The organism is Nereida sp. NH-UV-3, assembly GCF_042939535.1.
Classification (GTDB): domain Bacteria; phylum Pseudomonadota; class Alphaproteobacteria; order Rhodobacterales; family Rhodobacteraceae; genus Nereida; species Nereida ignava.
This window is the reverse complement of the sequence record NZ_CP132157.1, coordinates 585,235-606,751: the sequence shown is the minus strand read 5'-3', so window position 1 is coordinate 606,751 and position 21,517 is coordinate 585,235. Positions and strand designations below refer to the sequence as shown.

Annotated in this window: 22 protein-coding genes; 12 read left to right on the top strand and 10 right to left on the bottom strand. The window is 55.2% G+C overall.

What is annotated here, in order from left to right:
• Nucleotides 1–25: 25 nt before the first annotated feature.
• The 5 genes from NeNHUV3_RS02925 to NeNHUV3_RS02905 all read right to left on the bottom strand — a co-directional run bounded on the left by NeNHUV3_RS02925 (nucleotide 26) and on the right by NeNHUV3_RS02905 (nucleotide 4,799).
• On the bottom strand, nucleotides 26–1,501 hold the full coding sequence (locus NeNHUV3_RS02925; protein ID WP_391482390.1) for a TRAP transporter large permease: 1,476 nt from the start codon (nucleotides 1,499–1,501) through the stop codon (nucleotides 26–28).
• A 73-nt stretch (nucleotides 1,502–1,574) separates the two neighbouring features.
• Nucleotides 1,575–2,159: a TRAP transporter small permease subunit gene (locus NeNHUV3_RS02920; protein ID WP_341247036.1), complete on the bottom strand. Its 585-nt coding sequence runs from the start codon at nucleotides 2,157–2,159 to the stop codon at nucleotides 1,575–1,577.
• An 82-nt stretch (nucleotides 2,160–2,241) separates the two neighbouring features.
• Entirely contained in the window at nucleotides 2,242–2,745 is a 504-nt protein-coding gene (locus tag NeNHUV3_RS02915; RefSeq protein WP_391482388.1) for a flavin reductase family protein, read from the bottom strand.
• A 6-nt stretch (nucleotides 2,746–2,751) separates the two neighbouring features.
• On the bottom strand, nucleotides 2,752–3,639 hold the full coding sequence (locus NeNHUV3_RS02910; RefSeq protein ID WP_391482387.1) for an aldo/keto reductase family oxidoreductase: 888 nt from the start codon (nucleotides 3,637–3,639) through the stop codon (nucleotides 2,752–2,754).
• Nucleotides 3,639–4,799 (bottom strand): LLM class flavin-dependent oxidoreductase, encoded by a 1,161-nt coding sequence (locus NeNHUV3_RS02905; protein WP_391482386.1) that lies wholly within the window; start codon nucleotides 4,797–4,799, stop codon nucleotides 3,639–3,641. The genes NeNHUV3_RS02910 and NeNHUV3_RS02905 overlap by 1 nt, the downstream gene beginning before the upstream one ends.
• Nucleotides 4,800–4,923: 124 nt before the next feature.
• On the opposite strand from NeNHUV3_RS02905, the gene NeNHUV3_RS02900 reads away from it, so the two are divergent.
• The 5 genes from NeNHUV3_RS02900 (at nucleotide 4,924) to NeNHUV3_RS02880 (ending at nucleotide 9,513) form a co-directional block, all read left to right on the top strand.
• Nucleotides 4,924–5,676, top strand: coding sequence for a GntR family transcriptional regulator (locus tag NeNHUV3_RS02900; protein WP_391482384.1), 753 nt, complete (start codon nucleotides 4,924–4,926; stop codon nucleotides 5,674–5,676).
• 12 nt (nucleotides 5,677–5,688) lie between these two features.
• Complete coding sequence (locus tag NeNHUV3_RS02895) at nucleotides 5,689–6,777, top strand: Gfo/Idh/MocA family protein (RefSeq protein WP_391482382.1); 1,089 nt, start codon at nucleotides 5,689–5,691, stop codon at nucleotides 6,775–6,777.
• Between the two features lie 72 nt (nucleotides 6,778–6,849).
• The gene (gene dusA, locus NeNHUV3_RS02890) at nucleotides 6,850–7,905 is read left to right on the top strand and encodes a tRNA dihydrouridine(20/20a) synthase DusA (protein WP_391482380.1); all 1,056 of its coding nucleotides are present in this window, start codon (nucleotides 6,850–6,852) and stop codon (nucleotides 7,903–7,905) included.
• A 14-nt stretch (nucleotides 7,906–7,919) separates the two neighbouring features.
• Nucleotides 7,920–8,744 carry a sulfite exporter TauE/SafE family protein gene (locus NeNHUV3_RS02885; protein WP_391482378.1) on the top strand — a complete coding sequence of 275 codons (825 nt, stop codon included), beginning with the start codon at nucleotides 7,920–7,922 and terminating at the stop codon, nucleotides 8,742–8,744.
• Between the two features lie 10 nt (nucleotides 8,745–8,754).
• On the top strand, nucleotides 8,755–9,513 hold the full coding sequence (locus NeNHUV3_RS02880) for a hypothetical protein (protein ID WP_391482377.1): 759 nt from the start codon (nucleotides 8,755–8,757) through the stop codon (nucleotides 9,511–9,513).
• A gap of 71 nt (nucleotides 9,514–9,584) precedes the next feature.
• Here NeNHUV3_RS02880 and NeNHUV3_RS02875 read toward each other — a convergent pair whose 3' ends face one another.
• Genes NeNHUV3_RS02875 through ccmI form a run of 3 tightly spaced genes read right to left on the bottom strand, consistent with a single transcriptional unit; the run spans nucleotide 9,585 to nucleotide 11,543 of the window.
• A complete protein-coding gene (locus tag NeNHUV3_RS02875) occupies nucleotides 9,585–9,821 on the bottom strand; it encodes a DUF1289 domain-containing protein (protein ID WP_341247027.1) in 237 nt (78 codons plus the stop codon).
• A 4-nt stretch (nucleotides 9,822–9,825) separates the two neighbouring features.
• On the bottom strand, nucleotides 9,826–10,305 hold the full coding sequence (ruvX, locus tag NeNHUV3_RS02870) for a Holliday junction resolvase RuvX (protein ID WP_391482375.1): 480 nt from the start codon (nucleotides 10,303–10,305) through the stop codon (nucleotides 9,826–9,828).
• Nucleotides 10,302–11,543, bottom strand: a complete 1,242-nt coding sequence (gene ccmI, locus NeNHUV3_RS02865) for a c-type cytochrome biogenesis protein CcmI (protein ID WP_391482374.1) — start codon at nucleotides 11,541–11,543, stop codon at nucleotides 10,302–10,304. Before ccmI ends, ruvX begins: the two co-directional genes overlap by 4 nt.
• 193 nt (nucleotides 11,544–11,736) lie before the next feature.
• On the opposite strand from ccmI, the gene NeNHUV3_RS02860 reads away from it, so the two are divergent.
• Nucleotides 11,737–12,981, top strand: coding sequence for a sarcosine oxidase subunit beta family protein (locus NeNHUV3_RS02860; RefSeq protein WP_391482372.1), 1,245 nt, complete (start codon nucleotides 11,737–11,739; stop codon nucleotides 12,979–12,981).
• An 11-nt stretch (nucleotides 12,982–12,992) separates the two neighbouring features.
• Here the strand turns inward: NeNHUV3_RS02860 and NeNHUV3_RS02855 are convergent, their stop codons facing one another.
• Nucleotides 12,993–13,184 (bottom strand): hypothetical protein, encoded by a 192-nt coding sequence (locus NeNHUV3_RS02855; RefSeq protein ID WP_391482371.1) that lies wholly within the window; start codon nucleotides 13,182–13,184, stop codon nucleotides 12,993–12,995.
• 95 nt (nucleotides 13,185–13,279) lie between these two features.
• On the opposite strand from NeNHUV3_RS02855, the gene NeNHUV3_RS02850 reads away from it, so the two are divergent.
• The 6 genes from NeNHUV3_RS02850 (at nucleotide 13,280) to NeNHUV3_RS02825 (ending at nucleotide 20,092) form a co-directional block, all read left to right on the top strand.
• On the top strand, nucleotides 13,280–13,609 hold the full coding sequence (locus tag NeNHUV3_RS02850; protein ID WP_334066024.1) for a sarcosine oxidase subunit delta: 330 nt from the start codon (nucleotides 13,280–13,282) through the stop codon (nucleotides 13,607–13,609).
• The gene (locus NeNHUV3_RS02845; protein ID WP_391482369.1) at nucleotides 13,606–16,641 is read left to right on the top strand and encodes a sarcosine oxidase subunit alpha family protein; all 3,036 of its coding nucleotides are present in this window, start codon (nucleotides 13,606–13,608) and stop codon (nucleotides 16,639–16,641) included. Before NeNHUV3_RS02850 ends, NeNHUV3_RS02845 begins: the two co-directional genes overlap by 4 nt.
• Nucleotides 16,634–17,200 carry a sarcosine oxidase subunit gamma gene (locus NeNHUV3_RS02840; protein ID WP_391482367.1) on the top strand — a complete coding sequence of 189 codons (567 nt, stop codon included), beginning with the start codon at nucleotides 16,634–16,636 and terminating at the stop codon, nucleotides 17,198–17,200. Before NeNHUV3_RS02845 ends, NeNHUV3_RS02840 begins: the two co-directional genes overlap by 8 nt.
• 118 nt (nucleotides 17,201–17,318) lie before the next feature.
• Entirely contained in the window at nucleotides 17,319–17,918 is a 600-nt protein-coding gene (locus NeNHUV3_RS02835; RefSeq protein WP_048598070.1) for a superoxide dismutase, read from the top strand.
• 99 nt (nucleotides 17,919–18,017) lie between these two features.
• Nucleotides 18,018–18,893, top strand: a complete 876-nt coding sequence (rarD, locus tag NeNHUV3_RS02830; protein ID WP_391482366.1) for an EamA family transporter RarD — start codon at nucleotides 18,018–18,020, stop codon at nucleotides 18,891–18,893.
• A gap of 86 nt (nucleotides 18,894–18,979) precedes the next feature.
• Nucleotides 18,980–20,092, top strand: coding sequence for a LysM peptidoglycan-binding domain-containing protein (locus NeNHUV3_RS02825; protein WP_391482364.1), 1,113 nt, complete (start codon nucleotides 18,980–18,982; stop codon nucleotides 20,090–20,092).
• Nucleotides 20,093–20,159: 67 nt separating this feature from the next.
• On the opposite strand, the gene tyrS is transcribed toward NeNHUV3_RS02825, so the two are convergent.
• The gene (tyrS, locus tag NeNHUV3_RS02820; RefSeq protein ID WP_391482362.1) at nucleotides 20,160–21,410 is read right to left on the bottom strand and encodes a tyrosine--tRNA ligase; all 1,251 of its coding nucleotides are present in this window, start codon (nucleotides 21,408–21,410) and stop codon (nucleotides 20,160–20,162) included.
• Between the last annotated feature and the right edge of the window lie 107 nt (nucleotides 21,411–21,517).

The window sequence follows — 21,517 nt, the reverse complement described above, 5'->3', positions numbered from 1 at the left end:
TCCCTGGAATATTATTGATGCTGGTTTATTGAACGAAGCCCGTCAATCGCGGGATCGTCATCGAAATGGCCGGAATGTAGGTAATCAAGAAAATCACAATCACCTCCACAGCCAAAAACGGTAAAATTGCTTTTGAGATGGTTTCAACTTTTTCGCGGCTCACGGTGGAGGCCACAAATAGAACCAACCCCATGGGCGGTGTGGCAAGCCCTACGGTCAGGTTGACGGACATGATGATGGCGAAATGCACGGGGTGCACGCCAAGTTCTGTAAAGATTGGCCCCAAGATCGGCCCAAGGATGATGATCGCGGGGCCTGCGTCCAAAAACATCCCCACGATGAACAAGAGCATGTTGATCAAAAAGAGCAACACCAACGGGTTTTCCGACAGGCTTAGAATGGCCTCGGTCAGGATTTGCGGAGCGTACGACAGTGAGACAACTGTTTTGAATGCCACGGCTGCGCCCACCAAAAGCAATACCGCTGATGACGCAAGCGCAGAGCGTGCAATGACGGGCCACAAGTCTTTCAAAGACATTGATTTCAAAATGAAAAAGCTAACGATCAATGCGTAAGCCACCGCAATCGCAGAGGCTTCCGTGGGGGTCATGACGCCTGCCAGAATGCCGCCCAAGATGATAATCGGGGTTTGGAGTGGCGCCATGGCCTTTTTGCACACGACGCGAAAATCGGCACTGACTTGAGATTTGATATAGGCACAGATGCCATGTGCAACCAACAGCAGCACGGCAAACATGATCCATCCATTGATCTGATCACTGGCCCCAAACAGCCCCGACAGACCATAAAGAAGGCCAGCGATGTTGATCCGAATAAGCCCCCACGCCACATAGGCTTCACGCGTGGTGATGGTCTGGCCTTTTTTGACGATACGCTCGGCTTTGGGCAGGTCATAGCGGTCAGCCATGAGGCGAACCATAACCATGAGCCCCACGCCAACCATGATGCCCGGGACGATGCCCGCCAAGAAAAGTGCGGCTACGCTTTCACCCATGACATAGGCATAGATGATCATGATGCCTGAGGGGGGGATGATTGGGCCGATTACGCTGGAGGCGGCGGTGATGGCTGCGGCGAACTTCCGGCTGTAGCCGTTCTTTTCCATTGCGGGGATTAGCGTTGACCCAAGCGCTGAGGTGTCGGCCACCGCAGAGCCTGACAGCCCCGCAAAAAGGATTGATGACAGAATATTCACATGGGCCAGCCCACCGCGCAGGTGCCCCATGAACGCTTGGCTAAACTCCACAAGACGGGTGGTGATCCCACCGCGGTTCATGATTTCACCGGCCAGCATGAAGAACGGCAGCGCCATCAGCGGAAAGCTGTCGATACCGTTATAAAGGTTGCGGTAAAGCACGGGCAGATCGCGAGCCGATCCATCAATAACCAGCAACGCACCGGGCGCAAGCAGTAGGCCAAAGACAACGGGCAGGCCGATCATCAAGAGCACCAAGAACACAGGCAAAAACCAGATCAGCATGACAGGCGTCCTTGTGTGCACGCGCGCAGCGCGGTGGTTTGGAGGTGTGATATTGGCTGATAGGTCATGCTGCTCATTCCACAGGCCCCACATCACCAAGTTGCTTAAGTGCTGCACCGCCACCAAACATTTTGATCACTTGGCGCAGTACCAACTCAACGTTGACAACACAAAGACCCACAAAACCCACAAATAGCGATGCATAGGCGTAAGAGTTGCGGAACCTGATGTCGCGCATGTCAAAAAGGTCCATTGGAATGCGCAAAGTTGCAGACCGCCCTCGGCCAGTTAGACTATCGACGTTGTCCCATCCAAGCTGCGCACAGATCACCAACACGATCATCGCCATAAGCAACAGGACCAAAATCAGGATAGATGACAGTACGCGGGGCAGCGCACGTTCGAACATATCGATGGCCACAAACCCGCCTTGGCGGTAGGCGAGCGGCGCGATCAAACCAGTCATCCAGAGCATCAAAAAACGCGCCCCTTCTTCTGACCAATTAAGCGCGTCACCCATAATGTAGCGGAAGAATACCTGCGCCAAAATGAAGATGACCATCAGTGCTAAGGCGGCGATGGCCAGCACGCGGCCAACCGCCAAAGCGATGTCATTGAACTTTTCTACGGGCCAGAGGGCTGCAAGAAGCAGGGCCATGGCGTTCCTCCCTTTCGTGGTGCCTGCGTCCCGCTCGTTTGGTGGCGGGATACATCAGGCGGGGTGCGTCAAAGCCCTTGGATCAGGGCTTTGATGCGAACTCTTTATAAGCACCGCTTTGAAACATAAGCGGTGTGCCGTCACCGATGTGCGCTGCATGCACTCGGCCAACAATAATTGCATGATCGCCCGCATCGTGAAGGGCGTCCATCTCGCATTCAAAACGCGCCAAGGACCCCTCAAGCAGCGGCACCCCATGTGCGTTTTGGGTAAAGTCCAGATCCGCAAAGGCGTTTGCTTCGCGCACAAAACCGTTTGCAATATGCGCTTGATCGGAGGCCAGAACATGCACCGCGTAGTGTTGAGCTTCGCTGTAACATTCAAAGCGGCGGGCGGATTTAGCGGGGCACCAAAGCACAAGCGGTGGATCAAGGCTGACGCTTGAAAAGCTGTTTGCTGTAATGCCCACCAATTGTTGTTCGGGGGTGCAGGTGGTGATCACGCAGACACCTGTGCCGAATTGCCCAAACGCACTGCGCAAAGCGCGCTGCGCGTCCGGCTGAGCCGTTAGGGGAACGGGGCGCATTGCCATCTAAGCGACCTCGCGGCCAAGAGCAGCGGTGTAAATCTCAAACCATGTCTGACGGTCAAGCTTTACTTTAAGAGCATCGGACAACGCATTGATGCGGCTGATATTATTTGTTCCCATCACTGGAGCGATGCGGGCCGGATGACGCAGTAAAAAGGCCACGGCAACTGCGCTTGGCTCAACGCCTGCCTCGCCTGCCACGCGGTTCAACACATTCATGACGGCGGCGTTGTCAAAGATCGATCCGCCACCAAGTGGCGACCACGCCATGACGGGGATGTCGTTCTCTTGCAAAAAGGCCAAGTCACCGTCTGTGAACGGAGTATGGTTCGTCGCTGACAGCTCAATCTGATTGGCGACCAACTCATTCTCCATTGCAGACTGCAACAGCGAGAAATCCCACGGCTTGAAGTTTGACACGCCAACGGTGCGGACTTTGCCCGAGGCGATTAGGTCATCAAGGACTTCACCGGTTTCCATTGCGTCCATCAGCGGATCCGGGCGGTGGATCAGCAAACAATCAATGACATCGATGTTCATGTCGCGCAAAGACGCCTCAACGCTTGCGGTGATGTGCGCAGCAGACGTGTCGTAATACTTCACACGCGCGCCGCTGTGACGTCCAACGGGGGCGACGATATCGCATTTTGTGACAATCTCGATCTGGTCGCGCAAAGCAGGCGCCGCTTTCAGGGTCTCACCAAAAAGTGCCTCGGCGGTGTAGCCGCCATAGATATCTGCTTGATCCATGGTGGTGATGCCTTGCGCCAAACAAGCCTCGACTTTGGCTTGCACATGGGACTGGCTGGTGTCGGTGTCATCGCCCAAGCGCCACATTCCGTAGATGATTTGGCTAAAGCTGAGATCGTCGGTGATTTGAATGCGGTCCATTATCGGCGCTCTCCTGTCCCAAGGGGGGTTGGGGGTGTTGTTGCGGGTACGCGGCCATAAGCGTTTGGCAGCGATACGGTTTTCAAGTTTGGCAAAACACGTTTGCCAAAGGACTTACACTCGTCAATGTGGGGGTATCCTGAAAAAATAAAGGCTCGGATGCCCATTTTTTTGTATTCTTCGATTTTTGTCATGACCTGATCGGTGCTGCCAACCAAAGCGGCGCCACAGCCTGAGCGCGCGCGTCCAACGCCCGTCCACAACCCTGGCTCAACGTAGCCGAATTTATCGGCCAGTTCGCGGGCTTTTGCCTGATGGGCGACCCCAAGCGAGATGCTGTCATGGGCACGGTCGCGGATAAGTTTGCCGTATTCGTCATCAAGTTTGCTTACGATGTAATCTGCGTATTCACGGGCCTCGGCCTCAGTGTCGCGGACAATCATGTGAACGCGCAGCCCGTAATCCAGAGTGCGCCCCTGTCGTTGCGCAACTGCGTGCACATCACGCATGCGCTGTGCAAGCTGCTCTTTGGGTTCGGGCCACATCAAATAGACGTCGCAATGCTTGCCGCACAACTCAAGGGCCGCAGGTGAGTAGCCGCCAAAATACAACAGCGGCCCGCCGTTGATTTGATAGGGGCGGGCGGGGTCTGTTGGCACATTCTCAAAATTATAAACGTCACCTTTGAAGGTGATTTCATCTTGGGTCCACGCTTGGCGCAAAATCTGCACAACTTCGTCACTGCGTTTGTAGCGGTATGCGCTGTCCGCCACTTCGCCAGGGAAGTCAGACGATATAACGTTCAGCGTCAGCCGGCCTTTGAGCATATGATCCAGCGTTGCCACAGTGCGCGCCAACATGATGGGTTGCATTTCGCCGCACCGGATTGCGGCCAGAAAATTCATACGCTTCGTCAAGGGCGCCATGCCCGCCACGAATGACAACGTATCTTGGCCGACCTGATAAGATGACGGTGCGAGTATGTTGCGAAAGCCTTGGGCCTCGGCCTCAAGGGCTATGTCGCGGCAATGTTCCCAGCTTGAGCGTAAATCACCGTCGGGGACGCCTAAAAACTGGTAGTCATCCGAGCACAGAGCAGAGAACCAGCTGACCTCAGCGGCATCCAGATCGGCGGATGTGACTGGTACAATTGAGGTCATTCGAATCCCTTCCCAAGCTTTGAGTTGACAAAATGCTAGCAGTGTCTTTGATGTGTATCAATGGTATATCAATTTTTGTGTGACGGTTCTTGTGATGCACCCTTTGGGACGCCTGAGAACGCACATGATTAAGGAGCGGGAGGGCCGTGTGGTGCAAAATGAAGCGTATATATCGCCAAGCATGATGCGTGCTGCGGATGATGCCGCGCTGCCCAAATACATTGCCTTAAGCGAGTTGCTGATCCGTGAAATTGCGGCGGGGCGGCTGGCCGATGGACATAAGTTACCGCCAGAACGTGACATGGCCGCAGAGCGCGGCGTGAGTGTTGGCACGTTGCGCAAAGCACTGATCATTCTGGAAGAGAAGGGGCTGTTGGAGCGTATCCAAGGCTCGGGTAACTATGTGCGCTCGCGCGGGGGCGTCGAAAGCATCTACGGGTTGTTGCGTCTTGAGTTGCTAACAGGCGGCGGCTTACCCACGGCAAGGCCGATCAGTGTTGACACGATGGACGCGCCCGCTGATGCGCCTTTTGATCACGGGCACCGTATCCGCCGCCTTAGGCTTTTGGATGGCACCGCCGTCGCGATCGAGGAAATTTGGGTCAACGCGCAGGCAATCACAGCCCTCGGGATTACTGATCTGCAAGATGCCCTGTATTTGATGTATGAACAGCGCTTCGGCGTGCGTATCGCGCGTGCTCAAGACAGTGTCGGGATGGACCGCGTCCCTTTGTGGCGGCACGTCGAATTCGGACCGCAAATTGGTGATGCTGTAAGCCATATCACACGGGTGGCGCGCGATCTTGAGGGGCGCGCCGTTGAATATTCACAAACGTGGTTTGATGCGAAAAAAGCCGCTTATATCAATCGTTTCTAACGGGAAGATACTATGACTAAAGTTCGTTACGGCATCATCGGATGCGGCATGATGGCCGGAGAGCACATCCGCAATATTGCGCTCATTGAAGGGGCGGTTGTGACCGCCACTTATGATCCAGTGCGCGAGTTGGCTGAGCAGGCGGCTGCCCTTGCAGGCGGGGCTGAGGTAGCTGAAAGTTTTGACGCGCTTTTGGCCCGCGATGATGTAGACGCGCTTGTTATCGTCAGCCCCAACCATTTGCACATTGGCCAGCTTGAGCAAATCGCGGCCTACAAGCATCGCCCAGTCTTGTGCGAAAAGCCGCTTTATACCGACCCTGCGCAGGCAACACAGGTGCAGGCATTTGCGGCCAATTACACAGCGCCGGTTTGGGTCGCGATGGAGTACCGCTATATGCCGCCAATTGCGACGCTGCTACAAGAAGCGGCATCGGTAACGGGTGGTGTGAAAATGCTGACCATTCGCGAGCACCGCTTTCCGTTTCTGCCCAAAGTGGGCGATTGGAACCGGTTTAATGCAAACACTGGCGGCACGCTGGTGGAAAAATGCTGTCATTTCTTTGATCTGATGCGCCTTGTCATGAAGGATGAGCCTGTGCGGATTATGGCCAGTGCAGGCCAGTCAGTGAACCACCTTGATGAAACCTACGATGGTCAAACGCCGGATATTTGGGACAACGGCTACGTGATTGTGGATTTCGCCAAAGGCGCGCGGGCGATGCTTGAATTGTGTATGTTTGCGGAAGGCTCCAAATACCAAGAGGCCGTAAGCGCCGTGGGGCCGAACGGTAAAATTGAGTGCCTTGTTCCGGGACCACGCCGTTTTTGGCCGGATCATTTGGGGCCGGCACCGATCCCGCAGGTGTTGGTCAGCCCGCGTAACCCCGCAGGTGAGACGGTTATCGACGTGCCTGTTGATCCGACTATTCTGGATGCGGGGGATCATAATGGCTCTACGTTCTATCAACATCGCAAGTTTTTCGACGTATGCCTTGGGCACGGAACAGTTGAAGTGACACTTGATGATGGGGCGCGCGCTGTTGCTATGGGGCTTGCTGCGCAGCAATCTGCGCGCGAGAGCCGTGCGATCTTGCTATAACGCTGCCGGCATATCTGTCGGCTGGGTAATAATCAGGATGCATTGCTCAAACGCACAGGGTAAACGCAGCGTATGACACGACCCGATCAAATGACTTTGCTGAAATCAGCCCGCCTGTCTGTGGCCCCGATGATGGACTGGACGGACCGCCATTGCCGTACGTTTCACCGCGTGCTGTCAGACCACGCGTTGCTCTATACTGAAATGGTAACGGCGCCGGCGTTGGTGCGGGGCGGGGCGCGGCATTTGCTTCGCTTTGATCAGTCCGAGCAGCCAGTGGCCTTGCAGCTTGGAGGGTCTGACCCAAAAGAGCTGACTGAGGCGGCCGCCATGGGCGCGGACGAGGGCTATGCTGAGATTAATTTGAATTGTGGTTGTCCCAGTGACCGTGTCCAGTCCGGCAGCTTTGGCGCCGTATTGATGGAGCGCCCGGATATTGTCGCTGAATGCTGTGCTGCAATGATCGATGCGCAGGACGTCGAGGTTACAGTCAAATGCCGCATCGGAGTAGACGACCAAGACCCCGCCGAAGTGCTGCCTGATTTTCTTGCGCGGGTAAGTGCAGCTGGTGTGGGGCGCTTTACTATCCACGCGCGCAAAGCTTGGCTTCAAGGGCTAAGCCCCAAGGAAAACCGCGATATTCCGCCGTTGGATTATGAGTTGGTTGTGCGGATGAAGGAAATGTTCCCCCATCTGCATCTTTCTATCAATGGCGGGGTGGGAAGCTTGGATGAAGCCGAAGCGCTGCTTGAACGCGGTTTGGACGGTGTCATGGTGGGGCGCGCTGCATATCATGATCCTGCCGCGATCTTGTCGCAGGCGGATCAGCGCATCTGGGCCAAGCGCGGACCGCGCCCGATGGATGACGTGATTGAGGCGATGGTCAACCATATCGAGGCGCACCTCGCCGACGGCGGTAAGCTGCACCAGGTCACGCGTCATATGCTGGGGCTGTTTTCTGGACAACCTGGTGCGCGTGCATGGCGGCGCTATCTGTCTGAGCATGCCCCAAAAACCGGAGCGGACGCGCACGTCCTGCGCGACGCTTATGGTCTTATCAAACAAGCGGCAGAAACTGCACAGAACGGCGAAAACAAAGCCTTAGAAGATATATCAAAAGACATATGAGAAGGGGCGCCTAAATGCCTGACGTAGCTGAATTAATACCGTTGGTGACGACCCTTTTGGCGTTTAGTGCTTTTGCGGGCGTGCTTGCTGGTCTTTTGGGGGTTGGTGGGGGCATCGTACTGGTCCCAGGGTATTTTTACCTGTTGTCGTCGCTTGGCTATGATGGCCCTCAGCTTATGCAGGTCTGTGTTGCGACGTCACTTGCGACGATTGTTGTGACATCTGTGCGCTCGGTCCAAAGTCACCATAAAAAGGGCTCTGTAAACTGGGAAATGCTGCGGGCTTGGACGCCCGGAATTGCGCTTGGCGCAGTTGTCGGCGTTTGGATTGCGTCAGAACTTAAATCAGTCACCTTGCAAGGCATTTTTGGCAGTTTAGGGCTTTTGGTGGGGCTCTACATGGCGTTTGGTCGGCCGCATTGGCGATTGGGTGATGTTTTGCCGCGCGGCGTTGTGGGGTACGTCACTTCGTTGGTCGTTGGGTTTTTGTCAGTGCTTATGGGCATTGGCGGCGGTGCGTTCTGCGTGCCTTACCAAACCTTGTTCAACGTCCCGATCCACCGCGCTGTGGCGACGGCGGCCGGTTTGGGTGCGCTGATCGCAGTGCCGTCTGCGATTGGGTTTATGTTCGTTGAGATTGAGCCAAGCTCTAAGCCGCCGCTCACTTTCGGGGCAATAAACGTGGTCGCCTTCGGCCTTACAATTTCGATGACATTGCTGACCGCGCCACTTGGGGCGAAGCTTGCCCATTGGATGGACCCCAAGCCATTAAAGCGTGCGTTTGCGTTTTTCTTAATTTGCGTTGCGGGCAATATGTTGCGCGGCGTGTTTTTGGCATAACTTGTAGGTTATGGGGCTGCTTGGATCATCTGGCTTTGTGATTTACCCGCACGATCCGCGGGTGGCTGAATGGTCTGACAAAGCAGCAGAGGTCATGCGCCCGATCGCACGTGATCCCGCGGTGCAAGCGGCTAATTTGCGGCACGGCAAGACGTGGTTTGTGGGTGTGGACGCGCTTCCAAATATGCCAGACGGTGCCATTGGTGATGTGCCGTTGATGGGGGCGTGGCGCGATGCTGTTCCAACGCTGGCTTTGCACCGCGCTCAGGTCTCGATCATTTACCCCGGCTACCCCAAACAAGACGTGGGCGAGAGTGACGCCAACCACCGCTACCGTTTGAACCGATCAGCCGCCCATGTGGATGGCTTGCTGCCTGTTGGTCCGCAAAAACGACGCTTTGCAATGGAGTATCACGCCTATATTTTGGCGATCCCGCTGGGTAAAGTTGCTGCTGCGCCAACGGTCGTGTGGCAGGGAAGTCAGACCATCATGCAGCGTGCCCTCCGTGAAGCGATCGGTGATGCGGACCCCTCACAGGTCGATATCACTGACGCCTATCAAGCGGCTCGGCGTGAGGTATTTGACTGCTGCCCAAAGGTTCCGCTCAATATCACAAAAGGGCAGGCGGCTTTGTTGCATCCGTTTTTGCTGCACGGCACGGATCCTTGGAATCCAGAGGTCGGTGATCCAGGCGGACTCGGTCGCATGACAGCATTTTTTCGTCCAGATTTGGGCGATGGGCGTGCTTGGCTGGATATTGAGCTATAAAGTGCGTTGCTTGTTTCGCACCGGCAGCGAAAGCCTGCGGCGCGGATATTTATCAACAAAAGAATAAGGGATTAGCGCTTTAACCGTGCGGCCCGTCCGCCGCGGCGTTGCTTTAGCAGGGATGCGCGGTTTGGCAGGTCATCCATTACGTTCTTTCGCGCGTCGGCAGACAGGGATGACCATACACCGATCTCGTCAATTGATCGCAAGCAGCCTGTGCACAGCCGCGTTTCAGGGTGGATAACGCAAATATTTACGCAAGGGCTTTCGATCTCGGCGCGTTGCCAAACGGGGGCATCTGTCGGCATGTTTTTATCCCTTTAAATGGCGCAGACGATCCAGCGCGCCTTGCAAGATATATCCGGCGGCAACGTGGTCAATGACTTCTGCGCGTCGTTTGCGTGATGTGTCCGCCTCAATCAGCGCGCGTTCTGCCGCGACGGTCGACAGGCGTTCGTCCCAAAAAGTGATGGGGACTTTGGCAAAGGCCTCAAGCCGTTCAAGGTTGCGGGCGAACGCGCGTGTAGATTGCGCGCGGGGGCCTTCTGTTCCGTCCATGTTGCGTGGCAGGCCTAGCACAATGCCCCCAACTTCGCGGTGGGCGCAGATTTTTGCCAAGGAGGCAGCGTCCACGCCGAACTTCTTGCGCTTGATGGTTTCCAATGGGGTGGCCACTGACATTAATGTATCACTCACGGCGACGCCCAAGGTAACTGTGCCCAGGTCAAGACCCGCAAGGGCCGTGAAATTCGGCAGCATTTCTGCAAACTCTGCGATGTCTTCAAAAATCATTGGGGTATCCCTGACGCGACTGCGGCGCGTTTGATAATGGCAAGGGCTTCAGGCGCGTCCGCAAAGCTTTCTTTGGCGTTTTGCCAAATTGCCGTGGCGGCGTCGATCTCGCCCAAAACGCTGTATGCATTGATCAGGCGTGCCCAATCGGCGGGGGTACCGCCTTCGGTTGCAAGGCGTGTGTTGAGCGTGCTGACCATGCCACGAATCATTGTTGTGCGGTCCTCAGCCGACATATCGCGCGCAGCGGCGATGGCTTCGGCAGAGGGGCCAGCGGCATCAGGTGGAAGCTGATAGCGGATGCCCGCACGGTCCGCTAGGTCCTCGATCTCGGCGCGGATGGGAACAACCCAAGGGTCCACGGGGCTGCTGGCATCCAAGAGTTGACGCCAAAGCTGGAACGCCCGATCTGGCCTACCTGTTTGGGCAAACATGCGCCCGATGTAAAAGCGTGACTGCGGTTGGTTGGCGTCTTTTTGCAGCGCTTGGGCAAAGGCGTTCTCGGCCTCGGGGGAGACATAACCGCCTGCCGCCAGAACCATAAACTCACCCGCCAATGCCCAGTCTTCGGCTGTGGCGTCATTACCTTGGGTCCGGATTACATTTTGTTGGGCCATGTACGCGGCGGTGTAATTGCCAAGCCGCGCTTCTGCGTTTGCCAACAGACTTTGGCCACGTGCGTCATCTGGCCGTTCCGCGACTGTGGTGCGCAAAGTCTCAACCAACTCAAGATAGCCTTCGGGCAATTGTTCAGCTGTGGGCTTTCTGAGTGTTTGGCTTGCCTGGCTCTGGGCCATTTCTTGGCTGGGACGCTCGGCGCGCAGCTGTTCGGCGATGCGTAGGCGTTCCGCGTGGGGCAGGTCCCCGTAGCCGGGCGCGCCGATCGTTGCATAAAGCCCCAACGCACCTGCAATCACTGCAGCACCGCCCAAAACTGCGGCAGCCTTGGTAACCGGTGCTGGTGCGTCGGGGGCTGTCCCGTTTTGGGCCTGCGCAGATGCGTCGGCGGCCAAAAGACGGCGCGAGATTTCAAGGCGAACGGCGTCTGCTTGGTCTTCAGTGACAATGCCGCGTGCCAAGTCGCGATCAACTTCGGCGAGCTGTGCTTTGTAAACATCGACATCATAGCTTTTGGAATCTGCATCAGCATCGGCCGTGCGCCAAAACGCTGCGACAATCCAAATCATCGCACTCAGCGCAAGAATGCCGGAAATTGTCCAAAATATTAGCCAAATCATGGTTTTTCTGCCTTTTTCATGCTGCACTATCTAGCGGCTGCGGAACCAAACAAAAAGAGGCCTTGATCATCTGTGCGCAGTTGTCGCAAAACCGCAGGGAAGCGACGCCGCGCGGCTTTCAGCGCATGTTGACCCGTGGCATCACTACCTCACGATCGATCCTTTCTGCGCCACTTATGTATGAGGCTGCCCGATGAAGAAATATTCTGCCTTCGCAATCGCGAAAGAGGCTTTGACTTATCACAAAGGGTGGGGCCGTGCGTGGGCAAAACGTGCGCCCAAAAGTCATTATGATGTGATCATCGTTGGCGCTGGTGGTCATGGATTGGCCACTGCGTATTACTTGGGACGCAACTTTGGCATCACGAACGTAGCGATTATCGAGAAAGGTTGGCTGGGTGGCGGTAATACGGGCCGCAACACGACGATTATCCGGTCAAACTATCTGCAAGACCCGTCCGCTGCGATTTATGAAAAAGCCCGCAGTTTGTACGAGACCCTGTCGCAGGATCTGAACTACAACATTATGTTCAGCCCGCGCGGTGTGATCATGCTGGCGCAGACCCATCACGAGGTGCGCGGCTATAAACGCACGGCCCACGCAAATGCTTTGCAAGGCGTTACGACAGAATGGATTGAGCCTAAGCGCGTCAAAGAACTGGTGCCGATCATTAACTTGGATGGCCCCCGATACCCTGTTCTGGGTGGCCTGTGGCAAGCGCGTGGCGGTACGGCCCGTCACGATGCGGTTGCGTGGGGCTATGCCCGCGCGTGCTCCGACATGGGTATGGACATTATTCAGCAAACCGAAGTGACAGCGGTGAAACGTTCGGGCGGGAAAGTGACTGGCGTCACTACGACCCAAGGCGATATCAGCTGCAACAAGCTAGGTGTTGTCGTTGCAGGACATTCCGGTGTGCTTGCGGATATGGCGGGCTTCCGTCTGCCTATCGAGTCAGTGCCGCTGCAGGCGTTGGTGTCAGAGCCGATTAAGCCGTGCATGGACGTGGTTGTGATGGCCAATACTGTCCACGGTTACATGAGCCAATCTGACAAAGGCGAGATGGTCATCGGTGGTGGTACAGACAGCCATAACGCCTATACACAACGTGGTTCTTTCCATCATGTTGAAGAAACTGTGCGCGCGCTTTGTGAGACATTCCCAATGATCTCGCGGCTAAAGATGCTGCGCCAATGGGGCGGGATCGTTGATGTAACGGGTGACCGCTCGCCGATTTTGTCCAAGACCCCAGTTGAAGGTATGTTCATCAACTGCGGTTGGGGGACAGGCGGGTTCAAGGCAATTCCGGGATCTGGCTGGGGTATGGCAGAGCTGATCGCCAAAGGACATTCACCTTTGACTGATCAGTTCGGCTTGGACCGTTTCCGCGAAGGCCGCTTCATCGACGAAAGTGTTGCCGCAGGGGTGGCGCACTGATGCGGATGATATCAGGTCTTTCCGTCGTCGCGTTCGGCCTTTGCAGCAGCGCTGCCAAAAGCAATCAAGTCGCTCACGTCAACTTCGCGTCCGCCTCTGGCGGCTTTGCGGCGCTTGATAGCGGCCTGTTCGCGCAAAAACATGATAACGGCAAAAGCAACAACTGCTGCGCCGATACACAGCAAAATAGTGTTCTGATCCAAGAGTTTACTCCTTTCGTGGTGCGTGTACTGAACGCCCTTGTTTCAAGCCTAACAGTAAACCCCATCGATTTCGCCCTAAATAACGGAGCTGCCCGATGCTGATCCTTACATGCCCATATTGCGGCGTCGCTGCAGATGAAACAGAGCTGTCTGCTGGCGGCGAAGCACACGTTAAACGTGAGACAGTTGGCGCGGATGACGCGGCGTTTGAACAGTATTTGTTCCAGCGCGAAAACCCCAAAGGCATCCATTTTGAGCGCTGGCGTCACGCAGCCGGTTGCGGCAAGTGGTTCCACGCGGCGCGCTGCACAAATACGCTTGAAGTGTTTGGCACTTACAGCGCGCAAACGCTTGAGCCTCCGAAAAACATTACTGACGCGATTAGCGCCGCCCGGCCGGGTTGGACATGGAGAAACTTTTCATGAGCACACGTTTGGCAAATGGCGGCCGTCTGATTGACCGAAGCGCCAAAGTAGATTTCACATTTAACGGCAAACGCCTGAGCGGTTTTGCAGGTGACACTTTGGCTTCTGCCCTTTTGGGGGAAGATCAGATGTTGATGGGCCGGTCGTTTAAATATCACCGTCCACGTGGTGTAGTTGCCTCAGGTGCGGAAGAGCCGAACGCGTTGATGAATTTGGGCGAAGGCAATACGTTCGAACCCAACGCGCGCGCCACAACTACACCGCTGTTCGGGGGCTTGAAAGCCGCTAGCCAAAACCACTGGCCCAGCCTTGAATTTGATGTCGGTGCCATCAACAAGCATCTGTCACGTTTTTTGCCTGCGGGTTTTTATTACAAGATGTTCATTCACCCGCGGCCTTTGTGGAAGCATGTCTATGAGCCGTTTATTCGTCGTTCTGCGGGCCTTGGCCGCGCACCTGACGCTGAAGCGCGTGATCCCGATACCTATGAGCATTTCTATCATCACACGGATGTTTTGATCATTGGGGGCGGCACGGCGGGTTTGAGTGCTGCTCTTACCGCAGGGCGTGCCGGTCTTGATGTGACCTTGATGGAACAAAATGGCGAGTGGGGCGGCCGCGCACCTGTTGATGCAACCTGTGGTGGGCCTTCTGAAATTGACGGTGTTTCCGTTGATGAATGGATCAATAACGCCGTTCAAGCCCTTGAAAAGATGAAGAATGTCACTCTGCGGACCCGTACAATGGGCGCGGGGGTGTATGACCACGGTTATGTGCTTTGCTATGAGCGTCTGCGCGATCACGCGCCGGAACTGGATGGTCCGCGCCACCGTTTGTGGAAAGTCCGCGCGCAGCAGATCATCACAGCAACGGGTGCGATTGAACGGCCTTTGTCTTTTGCCGGTAACGATATTCCGGGCGTTATGTTGGCGTCCGCGGTGCGTGACTATGCTGTGAACTACGGCGTTAGCGCAGGCGATCGCACGGTTGTTGTGACCAACAATGACGATGCGTACCGTACGGCTATTGCCATGGTTCAGGCGGGCTTGTCCGTGCCTGCCATTGTTGATGCGCGCACGATGGCCGATCAGGGGCTCGTGTCCGAGGCCCGCGCTTTGGGCATTGAAGTAAAGCAGGGCATGGGCATCGCCAAAGTCAAAGGCACCAAACGTGTGACCGGTGTCGCGCTTTGTTTGCAAGCAGGCGAAGGTGCCGTTCTTGAGGAAATTAAATGTGACGTGGTTGCAATGTCAGGCGGCTGGAGCCCCGTTGTGCATATGTGGTCACATTGCGGTGGGAAGCTGACGTGGGATGAGGAAGGGCAGTTTTTCCGCCCTGATCCAGATCGCGCGCCAACAAGCCACGACGGCAAAGCGTTTGTAAGCGTTGCTGGTGCTGCGAACGGACATATGATGCTGGGCACAGGCCTTGCTGACGGTGCAAGCTGTGCAGCCAAAGTCGTCGCTGCGTGCGGCAAAAAGGTGAAGGCCAAAGATCCTGTTCCGTCTGCAACTGACGTGACTGAGGCGCCGATGGCACCGGTATGGATTATGCCCCAAGGCGCGAATATCTCGCTGCGTGCGAAGATGTGGCTGGACTATCAGAACGACGTGAAAGTGAGCGATGTTCAGCTGGCTGCCCAAGAGGGCTATGAGAGTGTTGAGCACACCAAGCGCTACACTACGCTTGGCATGGCTACAGATCAGGGTAAGCTCAGCAATATCAACGGTCTGGCGGTTCTTTCGGGTGCGCTTAATGCGCCAATTCCGGCTGTCGGCACCACCACATTCCGTCCGCCTTACACGCCAATTTCTATGGGATCGATCGCGGGTGAGGCGAAGGGTGATATTTTCCAACCCATGCGCCGAAGCCCGCTGCACGATTGGCATGACGACAACGGCGTGTACTGGGAGCCGGTGGGTCATTGGCGCCGTCCATATTGCTACACGCGGGACGGCGAGAGCCACGTAGATGCAGTTAACCGCGAAGTGAAAAACACGCGTGAAAACCTTGGTCTGCTGGATGCCTCAACTTTGGGTAAGATCATTGTCAAAGGTCCAGATGCAGGTCGTTTCCTTGACATGCTCTACACGAACATGATGTCGAACCTGAAAGTCGGCCGCTGCCGCTATGGTTTGATGTGCTCAGAGAACGGCTTTTTGATGGATGACGGTGTTGTTGCCCGCATCGATGAGGACACGTGGCTGTGCCACACCACATCCGGTGGGGCGGATCACATTCATCAACACATGGAAGAGTGGCTTCAAACCGAATGGTGGGACTGGAAAGTCTACGTTGCCAACGTCACTGAGCAATATGGTCAGATCGCTGTTGTTGGCCCGAACGCGCGCAAAGTTCTCGAAACCCTTGGCGGGATGGACGTGCGCCAAGACGCGCTGTCATTTATGGGATGGGCTGATGGTACGCTTGCGGGTATTGATGTGCGCATTTTCCGCATCAGTTTCTCGGGTGAGTTGTCCTACGAGATTGCCGTGAAAGCAGGCCAAGCCCGCGCCCTTTGGGACGCAATCTATAAAGCGGGCCAAGACTTTGGCGTGATGCCCTACGGTACTGAAACCCTTCACGTTCTTCGTGCCGAAAAAGGCTTCATCATGATCGGTGACGAGACTGATGGCACGGTCATACCGCAGGATCTGAACCTGCAATGGGCGCTATCGAAGAAAAAAGAAGACTACCTTGGCAAGCGCGCACATGAGCGTAGCTTTATGGCTGATCCTGCCCGCTGGAAACTGGTTGGTTTGCTGACCACGGATCGCAGCGTGATCCCTGATGGGGCATATGCGGTTGCAGACGGGGTCAATGATAACGGTCAGCGCAACACTCAAGGACGCATCACATCAAGCTACTACTCCGCCACAATGGAGCGGGGCATTGCCATGGCGCTGGTTAAGGACGGTCCAGACCGTATGGGCGAAGTGTTGACCTTCCCCAAGACGGACGGAACCGAAGTGCGCGCGGAAATCGTTGATCCTGTATTTTACGATAAAGAGGGGGCTAAGCAAAATGTCTAAGGCGATCTCGGCCCTGAACGGGCAGCGTTTTGAAGGGGCGGTCACGGTCAAAGACCTTGGCCCGCGCGGCATGATTACACTACGCGGCGATCTTTCATCTGCCGCTGTGAGAAAAGCTGCAACAGGTGTCAGTGGCGCAGAAATGCCCCAAGCCGGCATGTGCACGATCGCAAAAGATCAAGGCATTGCTTGGATGTCGCCTGATGAATTGCTGGTGGTTCTGCAATATGCGGATGTGGATGGTGCGATCGCGAAGATGGGCAAAACGCTGAAAGATACGCACCACTTATTGGCGGACGTTAGTGACGCGCGCAGCATTATTCGCGTACAAGGCACGGGCGTGAGAGACGTTATTGCGAAATTGAGCCCCGCTGATATGCGCACAAGCAGTTTTGCTGTTGGTACTATGCGCCGGACGCGGATGGCCCAAGTTGCTGCTGCTTTTTGGATGCGGGATGCGCGCACAATCGACGTAATCTGCTTCCGCTCTGTGTCCGAGTATGTCTTTGGTATCTTGAGCGCTGCCGCAGCCGAAGGTGCAGAGGTTTATCCAAAGTAACCAGCGCACGAAAATAACCGGCTCGCATTTGAACGCGCCCCTTGACGTGGGGGCGGTGTCGCCTCATTTCATGCGGTAGCGATCCGTAATATCAATTGACGAGAGAGGAGCCTCACAGATGGCTTTTGAACTTCCTGATCTTCCCTATGCACATGATGCGCTTGCTGCGCACGGTATGTCCGCTGAGACACTTGAGTACCACCACGACCTGCACCACAAGGCTTACGTGGACAACGGTAACAAATTGATTGCTGGCACCGAGTGGGACGGCAAATCCATGGAAGAGATCATCGTCGGCACATATGACGCGACGTCCGTTGCCCAAAACGGTATCTTCAACAACATCAGCCAGCTTTGGAACCACAACCAGTTTTGGGAAATGATGGGCCCGAACGCGTCTGCAATGCCGTCTGAGCTTGAAAAGGCGCTCGTGGAGAGCTTTGGTTCAGTCGACGAATTCAAATCCCAATTCAGCGCTGCTGGCGCAGGCCAATTTGGTTCTGGTTGGGCATGGTTGGTGAAAGACACCGACGGTGCGTTGAAAGTGACAAAGACAGAAAACGGTGTGAACCCGCTTTGCTTTGGTCAAACTGCGCTGCTTGGTTGTGATGTATGGGAGCACAGCTACTACATTGATTTCCGCAACAAGCGCCCCGCGTATCTGACCAACTTCCTTGATAACTTGGTCAACTGGGAGAACGTCGCTTCACGCATGTGATAGCGCGCACGCTTCTCGAATAATTGAGCCGCCGCCTGAGGATATCAGCGGCGGCTTTTTTCATTTGACCCGCCGCTTGAATGGGCGCACTGCTGCGTTATGACTGAAAGTTTCAAAGGTGTTGCGGCCATGATTGCCGCCTGTGTCGTGTGGGGGCTGTCGCCGCTTTTCTACGCACAGTTCAGCGATATCCCGACCATTGATATTTTGGCGCACCGGACTCTTTGGTCGCTTTTGTTGTTTGCGGGTGTTTTGATGTTTCAGCGCCGCTTGTCACAAATCCCCAAGGCTCTTTCGACCACGAAGAACATTGCGATCATTACGACCGCATCGGTGATGATTGCAATTAATTGGGGCCTGTTCATTTGGGCGACAAAAGTGGGCCGTGTCACTGAAACATCGCTTGGATATTACATCTTCCCGCTTGTGGCGGTTGTTCTGGGCATGTTGGCTTTTGGTGAAAAGTTGAGCCGCGCCCAAGCCCTTGCGGTTGGCCTTGCAGTGGTCGCAGTAAGCGTGCTGGCCATTGGGACACAAACCCCACCGTGGATTGCTTTGGCTTTGGCTGTGACCTTCGGGATTTACGGATTAATCAAAAAGCGGCTTGAGGCAGGTCCTGTCGTTTCCGTGGCGTGCGAAGTGCTGTTATTTGCGCCGCTCGCTGCTGTTTGGTTGATCTGGTTTGGTGATCTGACGGTTTTTGGCAATCTGGCGGAGCTTCTCTTTTTGGCGCTTTGCGGGCCTATGACGGCCATTCCACTGATGTTTTTCTCATATGCGACCAAGCGTGTTCGTCTTGGAACCGTTGGCTTGGTCCAGTATTTGAATCCCACATTGCAGTTCGTCTGCGCGGTTTTGATTTTCAAAGAACCGTTTGGTGTCTGGCACGGGGTTGCGTTCGCCCTTATTTGGACTGCTCTTGCGCTGTACTCGGCCGCATCGTTGCCCAAAAGTCGCGCTCACCGCGCGGCGTAGTTGGGTTTTGACCCAATATGTAGGGTAGGCTAAGAAGATGTGGCACACACTGCGTTGGGTGCTACAGGACAACGAAGAGGGCTGTCATGGCTGGAACTGCATTAAACACTTTAGAGAAAGTTGCGATTGCTGGTGTGAGCATTGTGACTGTTGGGGTGCTATACGCGTTCTATCCTGGTGGTCTGAACGAACCGCTTAGCAAGATTGCAGCGCAGCCACAGACTGCTGTGGAGCAGCCGGAAACAGCTGTGAGCGCTGAAATCGCAGATGCACCAGCTGAGATGGTTGTGACACCCGCACCAGCTATTGAAGCGCCGGAAATTGTCGTGATTGAGCCTGCCTCACCGGAAGTTGCCCCTGCAGCCACGCCGCTGCGGGTTGGGTTCAGAGTTGATCCCGAAGGTATGGCGTTAATCGCAGGCACGGGGCAGGCGGGGAGTACGTTGGCCGTTATGCTGGACGGTGCGGAAGTCACGCGCGGTTCAATCGACGCTTTTGGCAACTTTGCGATTTTTGCGGATATTCCACCGTCTGAGGATGACCGCGTTCTGAGTGTGATGAGCGACCCCGATGGTGCGCAGACCGAAGACCCAAACCGGTTCATCATTGCAGGCGTAGTTGTCGCGCCCCAAAGTGATGGCGAGAGTACAGATGAGCAAGTCAGCGAGGCCCCAGTGGTGATCGCCGCACAAGAAGACACAGTGAAAGTTATTCAAGGCCCAAGCACACAGAACGCACCTGCGCCCTCAACAGTGCTTGTAGATAGTATTGGCTATGACAGCACTGGCGAAGTGCAACTTGCGGGTCGTGCGCCCAACGATGGAAATGTGCGGATTTACATAGACGGTGCTATTGTAAGCGACGCGCCTGTTGCGGATGGTGCATGGGGTAGTGATCTGCCCAATGTGGATCCGGGAACTTACACTTTGCGCATCGACGAGGTCAGCGCAGGTGGAGACGTCACAAGCCGCGTAGAGCTACCATTTAAGCGTGAAACACCAGAAGTTTTGGCCGAAGTAGCGCAAAATCAAGCGAGCTTTACAAGTAAGACAGTACAGCCCGGTGCCACCCTTTGGGCCATCGCCGAAGAGCGGTATGGCAATGGTGTTTTCTACCTGAAGGTGTTTGAGGCCAATCGTGCTGCAATTGACGATCCGGACCTCATCTATCCTGGGCAGGTATTCACAATCCCCCAGTAGCTTAGAGGCTGCTTAGATTTTGATCTAGGGTCTCCGGCGGGGATATTTGCAAACAAAAGAAGTAGGCTTAGCCAAGCTTAATCAGCGCGTGGCGTTTTTTGCCCGCACTTAGTTTAATGGTGTTTGAAAGCGCTGCTGCATCGATCATCATGCCTGCATCTTCAAGCGGTGCATCGTCAATCTTTGCGCCGCCTTCTGAGATAAGGCGTTTTGCGTCTTTGCCAGATTTTGCAAGTCCAGATTTTACGATCAGTTGGACGATACTGATGCCTTCTGCCACGTCCGATGTACTGATTGTAAGGGTGGGAAGATCATCCCCGACGCCACCCTTTTCAAAGACCTCACGCGCAGTTGCCTCTGCCGCCGCGGCAGCTTCTGCACCGTGAAGAAGGGTTGTGACTTCATTGGCAAGAATTACTTTTGCCTCGTTGATTTCCGACCCTTGCAAAGCGCCAAGGCGCTCGCATTCAGCTACGGGCAGTTCGGTATAGAGCTTGAGGAACCGTCCAGTATCGGCGTCTGTTGTGTTGCGCCAGAACTGCCAGAAAAGGTAGGGGCTGAGCATATCTGCGTTTAGCCACACGGCACCATCTTGGCTTTTGCCCATCTTTTTGCCGTCCGAAGTGGTCAGCAGTGGCGAGGTCAGGCCGTAAACTTCATTGTCGATCACGCGGCGTGTTAAATCGATTCCGTTGACAATATTGCCCCATTGATCTGAGCCACCCATTTGAAGCGTACAGCCATAGCGGCGGTTCAGTTCCATGAAGTCATAGGCCTGCAAGATCATGTAATTGAATTCGAGGAACGACAGGCTTTGCTCGCGGTCAAGACGGGATTTGACTGACTCAAAGGACAACATCCGGTTCACTGAAAAGTGGCGGCCGATGTCACGCAAAAATTCCAAGTAGTTTAGGGTATCAAGCCATTCCGCGTTGTTCAGCATCAGCGCGTCTGTGTCGCCATCACCGTAATCAAGATATTGGGCGAATACTTTTTGCATGCCCGCAATATTTGCATCGATCTGTTCAGGTCCCAAAAGTGGACGTTCGTCTGAACGGAATGACGGATCTCCCACTTTGGTCGTGCCGCCACCCATAAGGGTGATCGGTTTGTGACCCGTTTTTTGCAGCCAGCGCAGCATCATCACATTGAGCAAATGCCCCACGTGAAGCGACGAAGCAGTCGCATCATAGCCGATATAGGCTGGAACAATCCCGTTGCTCAGCGCCTCGTCCAGCCCTTGATAATCGGTGCAATCGGCCAGATAGCCGCGCTCCATCATAATGGCGATGAACTCCGATTTTGGGTGGTATGTCATGGCGCTTCCTTCACGTATTTTCAAACCGTATAAGGGGGGAACGCCACGGCGGTAAAGGGGCTGAGGGGCACACAGTTTGAAAACAGGTATGATAAGATCGGTTGGTG